The organism is Aquirufa nivalisilvae (assembly GCF_003143535.1).
Classification (GTDB): domain Bacteria; phylum Bacteroidota; class Bacteroidia; order Cytophagales; family Spirosomataceae; genus Aquirufa; species Aquirufa nivalisilvae.
Genome location: NZ_CP029346.1, coordinates 825,125 through 840,642, shown reverse-complemented (window position 1 = coordinate 840,642; position 15,518 = coordinate 825,125). Strand labels below are relative to the sequence as shown.

General features: G+C 38.3%; 12 protein-coding genes. 7 read left to right on the top strand and 5 right to left on the bottom strand.

Annotated elements, in window-relative coordinates:
• The first annotated feature begins 39 nt into the window (after window positions 1-39).
• Together HME7025_RS03710 and HME7025_RS03705 are read left to right on the top strand one after the other, a co-directional pair.
• On the top strand, window positions 40-1,863 hold the full coding sequence (locus HME7025_RS03710) for a family 16 glycoside hydrolase (protein WP_109322351.1): 1,824 nt from the start codon (window positions 40-42) through the stop codon (window positions 1,861-1,863).
• An 18-nt stretch (window positions 1,864-1,881) separates the two neighbouring features.
• On the top strand, window positions 1,882-3,834 hold the full coding sequence (locus HME7025_RS03705; RefSeq protein WP_226998271.1) for a c-type cytochrome: 1,953 nt from the start codon (window positions 1,882-1,884) through the stop codon (window positions 3,832-3,834).
• A gap of 33 nt (window positions 3,835-3,867) precedes the next feature.
• On the opposite strand, the gene HME7025_RS03700 is transcribed toward HME7025_RS03705, so the two are convergent.
• Window positions 3,868-4,905, bottom strand: coding sequence for a sodium:calcium antiporter (locus HME7025_RS03700; RefSeq protein ID WP_109322350.1), 1,038 nt, complete (start codon window positions 4,903-4,905; stop codon window positions 3,868-3,870).
• A 120-nt stretch (window positions 4,906-5,025) separates the two neighbouring features.
• Here HME7025_RS03700 and HME7025_RS03695 point away from each other — a divergent pair, with 120 nt between their 5' ends.
• Genes HME7025_RS03695 through HME7025_RS03685 form a run of 3 tightly spaced genes read left to right on the top strand, consistent with a single transcriptional unit; the run spans window position 5,026 to window position 7,943 of the window.
• Window positions 5,026-5,913, top strand: a complete 888-nt coding sequence (locus tag HME7025_RS03695; RefSeq protein ID WP_109322349.1) for a ThuA domain-containing protein — start codon at window positions 5,026-5,028, stop codon at window positions 5,911-5,913.
• 30 nt (window positions 5,914-5,943) lie between these two features.
• Window positions 5,944-6,777, top strand: coding sequence for a sugar phosphate isomerase/epimerase family protein (locus HME7025_RS03690; RefSeq protein WP_226998270.1), 834 nt, complete (start codon window positions 5,944-5,946; stop codon window positions 6,775-6,777).
• A gap of 2 nt (window positions 6,778-6,779) precedes the next feature.
• A complete protein-coding gene (locus HME7025_RS03685; RefSeq protein WP_109322348.1) occupies window positions 6,780-7,943 on the top strand; it encodes a CPBP family intramembrane glutamic endopeptidase in 1,164 nt (387 codons plus the stop codon).
• Window positions 7,944-8,011: 68 nt separating this feature from the next.
• On the opposite strand, the gene HME7025_RS03680 is transcribed toward HME7025_RS03685, so the two are convergent.
• Together HME7025_RS03680 and HME7025_RS03675 are read right to left on the bottom strand one after the other, a co-directional pair.
• The gene (locus tag HME7025_RS03680) at window positions 8,012-9,370 is read right to left on the bottom strand and encodes a PhoPQ-activated pathogenicity-related family protein (protein WP_109322347.1); all 1,359 of its coding nucleotides are present in this window, start codon (window positions 9,368-9,370) and stop codon (window positions 8,012-8,014) included.
• Window positions 9,371-9,475: 105 nt separating this feature from the next.
• Entirely contained in the window at window positions 9,476-10,339 is an 864-nt protein-coding gene (locus HME7025_RS03675; protein WP_109322346.1) for a bile acid:sodium symporter family protein, read from the bottom strand.
• A 164-nt stretch (window positions 10,340-10,503) separates the two neighbouring features.
• Between HME7025_RS03675 and HME7025_RS03670 the strand changes: the two genes are divergently transcribed.
• A complete protein-coding gene (locus HME7025_RS03670; protein WP_109322345.1) occupies window positions 10,504-11,793 on the top strand; it encodes a purple acid phosphatase family protein in 1,290 nt (429 codons plus the stop codon).
• Window positions 11,794-11,964: 171 nt separating this feature from the next.
• A complete protein-coding gene (locus HME7025_RS03665; RefSeq protein WP_109322344.1) occupies window positions 11,965-13,398 on the top strand; it encodes a Gfo/Idh/MocA family oxidoreductase in 1,434 nt (477 codons plus the stop codon).
• 167 nt (window positions 13,399-13,565) lie between these two features.
• On the opposite strand, the gene HME7025_RS03660 is transcribed toward HME7025_RS03665, so the two are convergent.
• Window positions 13,566-14,789, bottom strand: a complete 1,224-nt coding sequence (locus HME7025_RS03660) for a L,D-transpeptidase family protein (RefSeq protein ID WP_109322343.1) — start codon at window positions 14,787-14,789, stop codon at window positions 13,566-13,568.
• Between the two features lie 107 nt (window positions 14,790-14,896).
• Window positions 14,897-15,472, bottom strand: coding sequence for a GDP-mannose pyrophosphatase NudK (nudK, locus tag HME7025_RS03655; protein ID WP_109324956.1), 576 nt, complete (start codon window positions 15,470-15,472; stop codon window positions 14,897-14,899).
• Window positions 15,473-15,518: the final 46 nt, after the last annotated feature.

The following is a 15,518-nucleotide window of genomic DNA, read 5'->3' as shown; positions in this document are numbered from 1 at the left end:
ACGTACCTTTACCATTCTTTTTTTTAGCATTAAACATCTATGAAACAAAAAACATTTTTCTCAAGGCTCTTGGGAATAGGCAGCTTATTTATCCAATTTGGAATGCTTGCCCAAAAAGAACCCGTTTCTTTTCAAGACCTCGGATTTTGGAAATCCAATGGTAAAAACAATTGGCAAATTGCTGGTCAAGTCTCTGCCGATTTAAACAAAAAAGAATTCATGACTACTCAGCCTGGACAAGGCATTTTAGTCAACTTACCTGAACCTCAAAACAGAGCTAATTTAATCTCTGCCAAAGAATATGGCGACATGGATGTGGAGTTTGACTTCATGATGGCTAGTCACTCGAACTCTGGTTTTTATTTACAAGGTCGCTATGAAGTTCAATTAATGGACAGCTGGGGTGTTCAAAATCCAAGCACAGGCGATTGCGGAGGTATTTACAAAAGAAGAAAATTCATCCCTCAAGAGTACTTATATGAAGGCCACGCCCCACGAGTAAATGCCTGCTTAGCTCCTGGTTTATGGCAGCATATGGAAATTTCATTCCAAGCGCCCAAATTTGATGCCCAAGGAAATAAAATCAGTAATGCCAAAGTACTTTTCATCAAATTGAACGGCTACACTTTACATGAAAATGTCGAATTAAGTGGTCCAACTGGTGGTCCTATTTCTGAAAAAGAGGTAGCACGTGGACCCATCATGATTCAAGGTGACCACGGTGCAGTAGCCTTCAAAAACCTGAAAATCAAAGATTTTGATGGTCAAGCCGCTAGTCTAAGCCCCGTTAACTACCAAGTTTTTTATGGCAAATTCAAATCTCCCAAAGATTTTATCAACAAAAAGCCCAACGCTAGTGGTACTCAAGCTCAATTAGCTTGGAATGCCAGCAAAAATAATGATGAATTTGCTACTGTTTTCACAGCTAGCTTAAACGTCCCTAAAGCTGGTAAGCACAACCTAGAGCTTGTCAGTGCAGGTAATTATACTTTGCAAGTGAATGGTCAAATGGTAGCATCGGATACAATATATTCCAACAGAAGAAAGAAAAATGTGGAAGTAGAACTACCTGCAGGAAACTCTTCAGTCAAAATCACTTATTATAAAAATGATGCCGACATGAGTCCGATGTTAGGTTTGGGCATAGAAGGTCCTAATTTCCGAATGGTCAATTTTCAACATCCTTCTTCTACCCTTATCTTAGGCAATGGCCCTTCTGATATTATTTTATTGGATGCTCCTAAACCTACTTTATTGCGTTCATTTGTCGATATACAACAAAATGATGTCCGCAAAAGGTTAGTACACTCGGTGAACGTGGGCAATCCTGCTCATTTACATTATACCTATGATTTGGATAATGGGGCAATTGCTCAGATCTGGAAGGGCGACTTTTTGGATACAACACCCATGTGGGACAATCGAGGTGATGGTTCATCCAGACCAAGAGGTCCAGTATTAAGTCTAGGTTCTAGTCCTTTGGTAGTGAAAACTGCTGATTTAGAAAAAGATAGCGATAGCATCTCGGAAACGGCTGGTTTCAAAATTGGAGGATATGAAGTAGATGAACAAGAGTTACCCACTTTTGAATATGAAATTTTTGGTTCTCAAATTCGGGATCAAATTCGAGTAATAGAAAACAAATACCTTCAGAGAACTTTAAGCATCAAAAACCCAAATGCCGAGGCTTCTCTTAAAGTAGTTTCAGCTAAATCAATCCAATCTCTAGGAAACGATTTATATGCCATTAATGGTCAAAGCTACTATATCCAAGCCCCACAAGCGAGTATTCGCACCACGGCTACCGGACAAGTTTTGGTACTTCCTCTTGCTGAAAAAATCACTTACTCCATTCTTTGGTAAAAATTCAGAATATACGTCATGAACATACAACGATTCACACATAGCATAAAAGCCTGCTTCGTACTAGGCTTACTATGCTGTCAAACGGTTTTAGCACAAAAAGCTCCGACCGAAAATGATTATTATAAAATAGTACGCATGGCAATTCCTGAAGGAATTACCTTAGAAGTGGGAGGTTTAGTTAGCCTTCCCAATGGTGATGTAGCTGTTTCTACTCGTCGTGGTGATGTGTACATCATTGAAAACTATTTATCATCAAGACCTACCTACCGTAAGTTTGCCAGTGGTTTACATGAAATATTAGGACTTGCTTATAAAGATGGTTACCTGTATTGTGCCCAACGAGGTGAATTAACCAAATTGGTTGACCAAAATGGAGATGGTAAAGTAGACAAATACCAAACCGTTTACTCTTGGCCCATCTCAGGCCATTATCATGAATATTCATTCGGTCCAAAAATTGGACCAGATGGATCATTTTATGTTACAGGAAACGTAGGTTTTGGTAATAGCGACTGGTGGGCTGGAAAATCCTTAGTTCCTTGGAGAGGTTGGACTATGAAAATTTCCCCAGATGGGAAAATGGAGCCTTTCGCTGCTGGGATGCGCTCCCCATGTGGAATTGGTATGGTCGATGGAGAATTTTTCTATGGCGATAACCAAGGGGATTGGCAAGGCTCAGGTTTCATTTCTCATGTAGAAAAAGGGGATTTCTTAGGTCACCCAGCTTCTTTGAAATGGGCCGATCGTCCTGAATCTCCTGTAAAAATGAGAAAAGAAATGGTCTTTGCTCAAGTAGATCCCAAAGACAATCCATTCGTGAAACCTGAATACGTAAAGGATGAAGCGATGACAACCATTTACGAATTAGGTAAAAAAACCTATCCCAACATGGGCATTAAATCTCCAGCTGTGTGGTTGCCACATGGTATCATGGGAGTTTCTACCTCTGAAATAATTACAGATGAAACCAAAGGAGCATTTGGTCCATTTGCTGGGCAAGTTTTTGTAGGAGACCAAGGTATGTCCAAAATTGCTCGTGTATTCTTGGAAAAAATTAACGGCAAATACCAAGGAGCAAGTTTTGAATTTCGCTCAGGCTTTCGTTCGGGAGTTTTACGTATGGCTTGGGGTAAAGATCAACAAATGCTAGTTGGTGGAACCAACCGTGGTTGGGGTTCAGTGGGTTCAGAAGATTATGGATTAGAGCGCTTAGTTTACACAGGAAAAACTCCGTTTGAAATGAAAGCTATTCGTGCAATGGTGGATGGTTTTGAAATTGAATTTACACAGCCAGCTAACAAGAAGTTGGCAGAAGACGTAAACAATTATGAAGTCTTCAATTATACATATAAATACCATCCTGTATATGGTAGTCCTATGGTAAACCGCAAGGATAATGCTGTGCGAGGAGCCAAATTGAGTGAAGATGGATTACGTGTTCGATTGGTGATTGATGGAATGCGTGAAGGATATGTTCATGCCATTAAACCAGATGGTGTGTTATCAGCTCAAGAAAATATTCCATTACTTCATGCTAGTGGTTATTATACCTTAAACCAGATTCCTTCAGGAGAAAAAGCCAACATTCCATTAGTCACTCCAAAGCGTAAGCCGTCCAAAGATGTGATTGATGCGGGCGACAAGGCCAATACTCCTGATAACCAAACCAAAGAAGCAGGGCCTAAGAAAACGGCTGCTAAACAAGTGGTTTCAGACAAAGAAGCTATGGCGCTATTAACAAAAAATACTTGTTTGGCTTGTCACAAAGTCAATGAGAGAGCAGTAGGTCCAGCCTACACAGAAATTGCAAAAAGAAAATACAGTGTAGCTCAATTAATCGCTTTGATTAAAGAGCCTAAACCTCAAAATTGGCCTGACTTTGCCACACCCATGGCACCTATGAGTCATGTACCACAGAAAGATTTAGAGAAAATCGCTACTTGGATACAAGCATTAAGCAATAAATAATCTATCAAAAGAGGTGCTCAGGTACCTCTTTTTTTATGCTATGGCCCACAAGCCAATCAATCCAACAAGGTAGGTTAGCAGCACACAGAGTGAATCCACCCCCATTCGAAATACTTGTCGCTTAGAATGGAGCACCATCCCCACCATATAAATGCAGGTAAGTAAAATACCCAATCCCGTCAAATACATATCTGAATTACTCAAGGTGGGAATAACCGCTTCTCCACTGATGATCGATGCCACTAAAAACAAAACGGGTAAAAAGGCATTTCCTCCGAAAATATCACTAACTGCCATATTATAATCTCGGATTTTGGCTGAAGCAATACCTGTGGATATTTCAGGCAAGGCAGTAGCTAATGCCAATATGGTTCCCCCAAAAAGTACACCGCTGACATGCCAACGTTTGGACAATATTTCACCCGAGTATTCTAAGGCCCAACCAGCCACTAAGGTCAGTACTGCTCCTATGACTAAAACCCAGATGGCAGATTGAATACCTCCTCTAAACGGTGATTTAGGATGACGCAATTGGGATAAACTATTTTTATCTTCCTTAATAGACCCTTCCGATTTGGCCAGTCTTGAAATTGAAAAGATTGACCCTAACCAAATAAATAAAATGAGCAACTCAATGGGGGTGGTCCTAAAAAACAAGATTTGAGATGGAAATTGCTTGGCCATCATGACCAAAGTTAAAATCATGATCAAGGCCACTCCTTCTAAAATCAATACACGAGAGTGCCCCTTTAAAGTTAAAGGAGCCAAACGCCCAACCCCAAACACATCTATCAAAACCAACACCACCGTTTGAATAGCTACCCCTCCCAATAAATTACTCACAGCAATATCATAATCTTTGTGATAGGCCGCCACTACCGTAATTGCTATCTCCGGTAGATTGGTCACAATCGCTAAAAAGACCATCCCTCCAAATGCCTCTCCCAAATTAAAATAGGTCGTAATTGCATCAACAGCCCGAGTTATTTTTACTCCTGCAATCCAAATGACGACTGTACAGGTCAGAAAAATAAGTAATAAAACAATGGATGATAAAATACTAAAGTCCATGTATCCTTTGATAAATTTTAGCTAAAGTATTCATTGTTTTGTTAAAAATCATTTAGTTTTGAATAATACACAAACCTATTCAAGTGATTATTCAGCTTAATCACTTTTTAAATTGGAACTATGAAATTTAACCATCGTATTGGGCTGATTGTGCTCCTACAAATTTGCCTATTTTCCATTACTTGTTGGGGAATTATTCCTCCTCTCAAAGAAAAGTCAAAAGATAAAAGACCACTAATCGTATTTGTTGCTGGTGATCATGAATATAGTGGTGAAAGTACATTACCTCTTTTAGCAGATATCTTAGAAAAAAATTATGGTTTTCGGACCAAGGTTTTGAAGTCATATCCTGATCAAAATGCCGAGAAAAATATTCCTGGATTAGAAGTTTTAGCTGAAGCTGACTTGGCGGTATTTTTCCTTCGTTGGAGATTATTACCTGCTGATCAAGTAGCCATGATCGATGCCTATGTCAAATCTGGAAAACCGGTTATGGGATTTCGTACTACAACTCACTCATTCAATTATCCCAAAGGTGATCCCTTAGAATCATATAATGCTTGGGCAGAAACTACCTTTGGAGCGCCTCCAGGTTGGGGCGGAAAATCTAAGCATACGCACTATGGACATAATGCTAGTACAGATGCATCGGTGATTCCTTCTGCTAGTAAACACCCTATTTTAACAGGGGTTGCGCCTAATTTCCATGTACGTTCTTGGCTTTACCGAGTTTTACCTGATTATCCTGTCAAAGGCACTGAGTGGCTAATTATGGGTAAAGCTGTTAATCCAGATAAAACGGCGGAAGATCAGCCTATAGCCTGGACTTGGGTAAATCCATATAAAGGCCGCGTTTTCTTCACTACAATGGGGCACCCAGAAGACTTTTCCGTGGAAGCATTCCAACGATTGATTGTCAATGCAATCCATTGGGAATTAGGTAAAAAAGTACCAAAAAATTGGGCTGGAAAATTAGACATCAACATTCCTTACCGAGGAATGAAATAATCATTTAAAGTATTAAATCACTCATTATTTATGAAATATCCCGTTGCGATGAACATGTTGGTTTATGGACCAGACATGAATGAATCACTCATTCCTCACTTATCTTACATCAAAGAAGTCGGTTATACTGGCGTAGAAATTCCAATTTTTGAAACGGATTTAGCCTATTGGAAACCGTGGAAAGAAGAGATTGACCGACTAGGTTTAGAAGTTTTTACGGTGACTTTTTTAGGGGCAGATCGCAATACCATTTCCTCAGATCCTGCTGTTCGAAAAAATGGGGTTGACTTTCTTAAAAAGGCAGTAGATGTCACGGCTTATTTAGGAGCTTCCTGGTTATCTGGACCCTATCATTCAGCTTTAGGTGTATTTTCGGGAGCTGCGCCTACCCAACAAGAGTTAGACTGGTCCAAAGAAAGTATGCTGGCTTTAGCTGAGCACGCTCAAAAAATGAACGTGATGCTAGGCTTAGAATATTTAAACCGTTTTGAAAACTACGTGGTTAGCTCTGCAGATCAACTATATAGTTTGGTAAAATCAATCAATCATCCTCATGTGAAAATTATGTTCGATACTTTCCATGCCCATATTGAAGAATTTAATACGGGTGAAGCGATGATCCGTATTGCTGATGAAATTGGACATTTTCAATTGTCAGAAAATACACGCGCTACCCTAGGAGAAGGTCAAGTACATTGGGCCAATGTATTTGAAAGTTTAGATAAAATGAACTACAAAGGTTGGTTAGTAGTAGAGGCCTTTACTCCACTACTTCCTGCTGCTTGCATTTGGCGTAAAAACTATACCACAGAAGAAGAATTGATCCTGAAAAGTTACCATCACATTCAAAAATTCATCGGATAATCATGAACAGCTATTCGAAATCAATCCAACAAGGTGGCATCATGACAGCATTACTATATGCTGTATTTCTCTATTTAAACAAAGATGTCCCTAGCCAAGAACTGCTGATTTCGAGTGGCTATTTTCTTGTTTTATATGCCTTTATCTTTACCTTAGGAAGGCCCGCAGTGGTTGAAAAACTGCAAGATATGTATCACCTAAAAAAAGAGAGGGCGCTAGTAGTTCCTCTCTTTTTATTTTTGTTGCTCATTAGTCATTATTTATTTCATGGAATCAATCCGTTCATCGGAAGCTCAGGACTGTATTTTTTCTTGTACTTATTCCCTACTTTGGCATTTTTAGCATTTCCTAAACAAGAAGCCTCCTGGTCAGATTTAATCATCCTTTTACTAATACTCATTCCATCGACCATCATTCATTTTCCAGGCAATAGCGATATTCCTTTCGATACGGATGGATTTAGTTCTGTGCAAAAAATCATACTGATTTTAGGTGCGGCCTATTCTTTTGTCGTGGTTAGAAAACTACCTGATGTTGGTTTTTATCCTACTTGGAAATGGTCACATATGGGTGTTGCACTAGGTTCTTGGTTGTCATTTTTAGGATTTGTTTACATCGCAGGTATTGCCTGGAACTTCAACATCTCCCAACCATTCGCAGGATTTGCTTGGCTTTTAATTCCAGCTGCCATACGAGAACTCATTCGGGTTTATATTGGCACAGCTCTTTTTGAGGAGTTGTTTTTCAGAGGTCTTATTCAAAATTTATTAGCTAAGAAAATAGCTATTTTGTCAAATTGGAAAGCCTATTGGACCTGGGGTGCCATACTATTTACGATACTTAGTTTCTATACAGGTTATGCCATGTATAAAGACTTATTCTGGTTTCCTGGTCTAATCTCAATCGTTCTTTTTGCCGGAGCTTATTTCTTGGAGAAAAACCATGTGGCTAAAGCTGGAACCTATACTTCCTTGGCTATTACCAGTATGTTTTTTGGTCTAGTACATTTCCATGCTGGTTCCGTGATATTTGTAGGTTTAGCAAGTGTAGCTGGATGGGCTTATGGATATACCTACATCAAGACAAAAAATGTGTTTTATGCTGCATTGGTTCATTGTCTAGTCAACTGCTCCGAATTCCTCTTTTCATTACATACCATCAAATAGGCACAAAAAAATCAGGGCAAACATCTTTCGACATCTGCCCTGACTGGTTTTCATAGGTTAGAGGTTTATTATAAAATCTTTTCGGTATCTGTTACAAATACACGAGTACTAATGGTATAATTTCCGCCAGAGGCGTCTTTGTATTTCAAATCCAAATAAAAGGCCTGATATCCTTTCTTAGGATAAGCTTGAGTCAATTTCAAATTAGGCAAGTTCTCCAATTTTACACGAGAACTAAGCCAAAGGTTATTTCTAAAATCACGGTCCATCGAAGTCGTTTCCCACAAAGTGGCATCAACCAAATCCTGCGTAGCTACTTGTACCTTTAATTCAGCTCCCTCCTTTGTCGAATTAGCATTCCAAGTACATACAGGATATTCTCTTCCTTGAATGGTATTGGCAAAAAATCCACTTAAAGCTTCAAATGCTTGTTTACCTCCAGCTAAATCATGACCTGCATTCGCTACATAATGGATCATATTTTTACCTGGAATTTGATCGTAATAGTGCTTGATTGCATCTACTGTCCAATACTCATCATTGGTTCCAATGAATAAAGTCTTAGGCACCTTTAATTTGGCACGATATGAAAAAGGGTCTACTAAGGCGGTTAATGTCTTCCCATCTGGAGTATCTTTCCCTTGTGGGATACCCAAACTCACATAATCTTGTATTTGTATGCTATATTCTCCGTATGTTTTAAACTGATAATCCAATGTAGCTGGCATGTTCAACATATCAATCACCATGGGCCCTATAGCCTTCACGCGAGGATCATCAATAGCACCCGTTAGCCAGGTAGTCCAGCCTCTTTTAGAAAAGCCTGAAATCACAAATCCTCCAACCTTAGCTTTAATTCGCTTTTGACTAAACTCCTGTACGGCATCCATCCCTCTAACCGCTGATTTAACCATAGGAAATAACAATGGCCAAGTATAATCTTTGGTTTCTTTGAATTGATGCAAAGTATAGGAAATCAACTCATCTTCTGTCTTATCTCCGTAAAGCGGTTGATTAGGAACTTGTCTGATTAGAGAAACGATTGCTTTATTTTTATCAGAAATATTGGCTAAAATTGGCCAAAGACGCTCATCCGCAACTAAATTAGGTTGTTCATTTTTATTTGATCCACCAGAAATAAACAACATGGCATCTTGAAATTTAATTTCCTTAGGAACGAAAATTGTCAATTGATGACGCCACGTATATTCTCTCCATTTTTGTGAAGTTAAAATCAATTGGTAGGCCGTAGTTGAACCAATTTTAGAAGAATCTCTCACTTCCCAACGATAAGATGCGTCCCCATTATGAATGTAGGAAGTTAAAGCCGTTTCTGGGGTAACTTTCGATTTTTGAGCTATAATAGCACTACTAAATAGAACAATTAGTAAGCTACTTGTTAGCAAAAAAGAGCGCATAAATTTCATGTCGTGTATATTGGTTGAACACGACACAAAATAATAGCATAAATCAACGGAATAAGTTAATTAAACTTTCCAAAAAGTAAACTATTCTAGCAAATTCCGACAATCTTAAGCATTTTTTCTGCCAATATTGACTAAATATCCAAAAATAGCCGCTGTAAAGAACATCAAAAGACTATAAATAACTGGAGGAATACTCATGGTACTATTACCAATAACCGTAAGCGCAATGAAGATGGCTAAAGTGCCATTATGAATTCCTATCTCCATCCCTATAGCAATGGCTTGTTTTTTGCCCAATTGAAAAAACAAGGGCATGAAATAACCAATAGCCATACTTGCCACATTCAAAGTCAAAGTTGCTAATCCTACCACTTTAAAGTCATCTACAATATGACTTTTCTCTTTTAATAAAGTTAAAATGATCACTAACGTTAAAAAAATGGCTGAAGCTATTTTCACGGGTTTATCTAGAGCTGCCGCTAATTTGGAAAACTTGGACCGAACAATCATCCCAATAGAAACAGGTAAAAGCACAATCATGACCACTTCCAAAACTTTTGAAAATTGTAGTGGCACATATTGATCAGACTGCATGAATTGCTTCATGGCAAAATTCACGATGATTGTAATGGAAAATATGGAAATTAAGCTATTCAAAGCCGTTAATGTGACATTCAATGCCACATCACCTTTGGAAATATGAGAATATAAGTTGGCAGTAGGACCACCTGGTGAAGCTGATAACAACATTAGTCCAACAGCTAATTCGGGTGAAAGCCCAAAACCTATGGCAATAAAATAACAGATTACAGGCAGTAAGATCATTTGACAAAACAATCCCAGTACAACGGCTTTAGGGAAAGTAACAACCCGTTTAAAATCTTCCAATTGTAAGGAAAGGCCCAGCCCCATCATGATGATGGATAAGGCAAGAGGAAGTAGAACAGCTGATAAAAAATTAGCTTGCATATTTGATTAGGTTTAGAATAATTGTACTAATATAATAAAAATTTGTATTCGATTGATTTCAAATGAAAGAAAGGCTGTTTAGGTATTCCAAAAATTTTACCTTCCCTTCATCTGGCTTTGATATTAATCAGTAATATTGCGCTTTCAAAAACCTATTCAACAACATGAAAAAAATCGTTTCGTTCTTCTTCCTTTTATTATTCACCCTCGTATTTAGTTCAGTCTCGGCACAAATCATACGTGGACCTTATTTACAAAGTGTTAGCCCTAATCAAGGTATCATTCGCTGGCGAACTGAGCAAGCAACAGATAGTCGCGTTATTTATGGCGAAAGCCCTAATAAACTAACTAAATTAGTTGGACTAAAGCAGGCAGTAGTAGACCACGAAGTCATTATTTCAGGTTTAAAACCGAACAAAAAATATTATTATACCATTGGTGATCATAAAACCATGGAAGCGGCTTCAGAAAAAAGATACATTTTGACTGCTCCTAAATTGGGTTCTACGCAGGCCGTACGTATTTGGGCATTAGGCGATTTTGGCTCTGGTTCAAAAAACCAATTAGAGGTTAAAGATGCGATTGTAAAATATACCAAAGACCACCGACCAGACGCTTGGATTTGGTTAGGAGATAATGCCTATAGTAAAGGCTTAGATGAGGAATACCAAAAGAAAGTTTTTCCTATCTATCAAGATGAATTTTTCCAAAATTTAAACTTATACCCTGCTCCGGGTAACCATGATTATGCCGGCAAGCACGATCCATCAGAGCCTCCTTATTTCAAGATATTCAGCATGCCTGTTCAAGGTGAATTAGGTGGTATCCCTTCAGGAAATGAGTCATACTATTCGGTCAATTATGGCCAAGTTCACTTAGTATCAATCGATTCTGAATTAATGGAGCCTTCAGGCCTACAAGTAATGGATGGAAAAGGAGCTCAATTTGAGTGGTTAGAAAAAGATTTGGCTGCCAATAAATTACCTTGGACCATCGTATACTTCCATAAACCTCCCTATTCCAAAGGCTCACATGATTCTGATACGGAAAAAGACATGGTGAAAATGAGACAAAATGTAAACCCATTGTTTGAAAAATATAAAGTAGATATTGTAATGGCTGGGCATAGCCATGTGTATGAACGTACACATCCTTTAAGAGGACATTATGGCATCAATGCTACTTTTGACGCAACTAAGCATATTGTTGAAAATACGACTGCTCCAAATCAATATGCGGTAGGAAAAGATGGCCAAGGAGTTATTTATATTGTCAATGGATCAGGTGGCCAGCTAGGTGGACAAAGAGATGGATATCCTTTAAAGTCGGCCATTTACTCAAACAATAAGATAGGTGGATCCATGATTTTGGATATCACCAAGACCAAATTAGAAGCTGTTTGGCTAGGTTCAGATGGTGAAATTCATGATCAATTTTCGATCACAAAAAAATAAATGAGAATTAGGCTATTTTTGATGCATTAAACACATGAGAAATAGCCTATTTTTTCCCTTTATTTTTCAGTAAATATTAGCACAAAATTCCTTTCATAGTTAATCCAAATACCTGATAATACCGCATGGGTATTGATCAATAAATGATATATTTGGATAAACTAAGCCATTATGAAAGAAAACCAAGACCGTCGATCCTTCCTGAAAAATACAGGATTAATAGCCGCAGCCTCTGCATTTCCATACATTTGGACCAATTCAGAAAAGCATTCTTCCTTTATCCCGACCAAAAAAGCGGGTGATAAAGTTAATTTAGCCTGTATCGGAATTGGAAACCAAGGGGGTTCTGATGTCATGTCATTTCATAAAACAGGTTTGGCCAATTTTGTTGCATTTTGTGATGTCGACATGGGAGCTCCTCAAACCTTGGAGGTTCTTCAAAAATTTCCTGATGTTCCTAGATTTCAGGACTTCCGTACTATGTTCGACAAGATGGGCAACCAAATTGATGCCGTAGCCATTGGAGTACCTGATCATGCTCACTTTGCCATTACCATGATGGCCCTAGGATTAGGGAAACATGTGTATGTAGAGAAACCGATGGCTAGAACTTTCAACGAAGTTGAGTTGATGATGAAAGCGGCGAAAAAGCATTCTAAATTGGTAACACAAATGGGTAACCAAGGTCACTCAGAAGCCAATTACTTTCAATTTAAGGCCTACAAAGATGCTGGAATCATCAAGGATGTAACGGCTATTACGGCTCACATGAATTCTGCTCGTCGCTGGCATGGATGGAATACCCAAATCAAGAGCTTCCCACCTGCTGAAGCTATCCCAAGTAGCTTAGATTGGGATATTTGGATGGGTGTAACGCAGCCACATGATTATAATAAAGATTTTGTTAATGGTCAATGGCGCTGCTGGTTTGATTACGGATTAGGAGCTCTGGGCGACTGGGGTGCACATATTATTGATACGGCTCACCAATTTTTAGACTTAGGCTTACCTACAGAAATAAATATGTTGAGAGCCGATGGCCATAATCCGTATTTCTATCCGCAATCTTCCACGATATTATTTAAATTTCCAGAAAGAGGTACTATGCCTCCAGTAGATATCACTTGGTATGATGGTATCAACAATATTCCTCCTGTCCCTCAAGGATATGGTGTCACGGAATTGGACCCAAATATCCCGCCAGCAAGTAATGGAAAAATACAGCCTGCTAAATTGAATCCGGGTAAAATCATTTATTCCAAAGACTTAACATTCAAAGGTGGATCCCATGGAAGTACTTTATCCATTATCCCCCCAGAACAAGCCAAGGATATGGCATCTAAATTACCTGAAGTACCGAAAAGTCCTTCGAACCATTATGCCAATTTCTTAAAAGCCTGCATGGGACAAGAGGAAACTCGTTCTCCATTTGCCATTGCTGGTCCTTTAAGTCAAGTATTCTCCTTAGGTTGTATGGCACAGAAATTAAATACAAAATTGATTTTTGATCCAAAAACCAAACAGATTACCAACAATGCATTGGCCAATTCCTTATTAAAAGGCGCCGCTCCAAGAAAAGGTTGGGAGCAGTATTATAAGGTTTAGCATCCTATATGAAGAATGTAGAATGAAGAATGGAGAATTAAGTTCAAAATAGAATTAATATATCTTCCTGTTCCTCAAAATCTGATAAATTGTAGCATATTCCTTTAAAAGAAAATTCTACATTCTTCATTCTACATTCTTCATTCTTCATTCCCCATTCTTAACCTCTATTTATATATATTTTCCAAATAAAGCACCTCTCCCTTCTCGTCAAAATCAATTAGATTATACCAAATGATTAGCGGAGCAACTTTATTGACTTTGATCCATTTGGAAGGAATATTATAATAAGGTCCATCAATCTTTAAGGTATCCATCGCGCGGGAATTAGGTCCTAAAAGTAATTTCCCATATCGAATTGGGTCTTCCAAGCGGATACAACCATGGCTGTAAAATCGCTTAGTAGAAGCAAATAACTTCTTCTCTGAAGTGTCATGTAAGTATAAGCGGTAGGGATTATCAAATGGGATTTTCAATATCCCTAAAGTATTCCAAACACCGGTTTTTTGTCGGAATGAATAAGGAAAATAATCTTTACTCAAGGCTTTCCAATTGACCGTTTTGGCATCCACTATCTGATTGTTTTTATCCAAAAGGTCTAAATGACTCGCATAAAAATACCTTATGTTCTTTTGAATTTCTGGCAATAATTCTTCCGTTGCAATACTGCGAGGTACAAACCAATTGGGATTGATAATTAGGTTTTTAATTTGAGCTGTTAAAACACGCGTGGGCCTAGCTGGTCTACCCAATACCACTTTCATTTTTAAGGCAACTTGATTCCCTTGATACACTTTCAATTGAGCCGCAGGAATATTCACCACAGTCAATAATAGATTTTTCCTAATGTGATGTAACCAACGATAATGGTTGGCCGATAAAGTCAATTGAGCTATTCTGGCTGGATTCGAAGCTAAACTATCTTGATTGGATGAAAGTACCGCCAAAATGGATTTAACTTCCGGAGATGAATTATTTAGATAATTAACTAAATTTACAATTGACTGTTTATTCAGATAAGAATCCAGCATTAGACCGACTTCATTTTTCCTCAATTCAAATGAGTAACCTTGGAATTTAAATGTTGGCCTTGGATTTCCAAAGCTTAAATCTTCAAAAAAGGAAGTTGCCAAATTTTGAATTTGCTTTTCTAGCACCAAGGAATCATTACTAGACTTAGATTTTGCTGGTATCTGAAGCAAAGAATCAAGAAAACCATGAGGATAAAAATTGCTTTTAAAGGCTAAGCTAGGTGCCTGATGCAATAAACTGTCCAAACTCTTAATGGCATGAGGCCTACTTAACCAACGATACTCTGTTTGAGCTTTAAGCCCAGACGACAATAAGATGAATATCCAAAATAAACAAAATCGAGTTTGATAAAAGCGCATATTTGAGCGTCATTACTCCATAACGACCTTCCAATATACGCGTTTCTAAGCTAGAAATTACCTTAATGGGCAAATGAGTAAACTCCTTTTTATCCAATGGATCATTTCTACAAAATCCCATGAAGTTTTATATACTGCAAAAGCATCATGGTTTTGGCGTCTTTAATCTCCCCAGACTGTACCATTTCCATTGCTTGGTGAATAGGTATTTCTAGTACTTCGATGTTTTCTTGTTCATGTTCCACGCCTCCTCCATCACTCACCTTCATGGATTTGGAATAAGCCGCAATAAAGAAATATAAGATTTCTGTGACAGAGCCTGGCGACATATAAGCTTCAAATACTTTTTGTATTTCAGTAATTTTGTAGCCTGTTTCCTCCTCTGTTTCCCGACGAATACAATCCTCCGGATTATCCTGATCCAATAATCCTGCACAGGCTTCTATCATCATACCATCTGGATTTCCATTAACATAAGTAGGCAAACGAAATTGTCGAGTCAAAATAACCGTCCCCGCTTCTTTATTATACAATAAAATGGTCGCTCCATTCCCACGATCATAAGCTTCCCGACTATGCACTTGAACCGTTCCATTGGGCTGCGTAAACTCATAGGTTATTTTTCGTAGTACATACCAATTATCTGAAAGGACCTCGGATTTTATAATTTGAATATTTGCCATGTTTTGATTCATTCTTAAAAAGCTTGTAAGTAAGCTTTTTCAAGGG

Bases quoted from the DNA above. Each gene is read 5' to 3' on its own strand.
- HME7025_RS03695 (WP_109322349.1), top strand. From the start codon at position 5,026: ATGAAATTTAACCATCGTATTGGGCTGATTGTGCTCCTACAAATTTGC.
- HME7025_RS03675 (WP_109322346.1), bottom strand. From the start codon at position 10,339: ATGCAAGCTAATTTTTTATCAGCTGTTCTACTTCCTCTTGCCTTATCC.
- HME7025_RS03670 (WP_109322345.1), top strand. From the start codon at position 10,504: ATGAAAAAAATCGTTTCGTTCTTCTTCCTTTTATTATTCACCCTCGTA.
- HME7025_RS03710 (WP_109322351.1), top strand. From the start codon at position 40: ATGAAACAAAAAACATTTTTCTCAAGGCTCTTGGGAATAGGCAGCTTA.
- HME7025_RS03685 (WP_109322348.1), top strand. From the start codon at position 6,780: ATGAACAGCTATTCGAAATCAATCCAACAAGGTGGCATCATGACAGCA.
- nudK (WP_109324956.1), bottom strand. From the start codon at position 15,472: ATGGCAAATATTCAAATTATAAAATCCGAGGTCCTTTCAGATAATTGG.
- HME7025_RS03690 (WP_226998270.1), top strand. From the start codon at position 5,944: ATGAAATATCCCGTTGCGATGAACATGTTGGTTTATGGACCAGACATG.
- HME7025_RS03665 (WP_109322344.1), top strand. From the start codon at position 11,965: ATGAAAGAAAACCAAGACCGTCGATCCTTCCTGAAAAATACAGGATTA.
- HME7025_RS03680 (WP_109322347.1), bottom strand. From the start codon at position 9,370: ATGAAATTTATGCGCTCTTTTTTGCTAACAAGTAGCTTACTAATTGTT.
- HME7025_RS03700 (WP_109322350.1), bottom strand. From the start codon at position 4,905: ATGGACTTTAGTATTTTATCATCCATTGTTTTATTACTTATTTTTCTG.
- HME7025_RS03660 (WP_109322343.1), bottom strand. From the start codon at position 14,789: ATGCGCTTTTATCAAACTCGATTTTGTTTATTTTGGATATTCATCTTA.
- HME7025_RS03705 (WP_226998271.1), top strand. From the start codon at position 1,882: ATGAACATACAACGATTCACACATAGCATAAAAGCCTGCTTCGTACTA.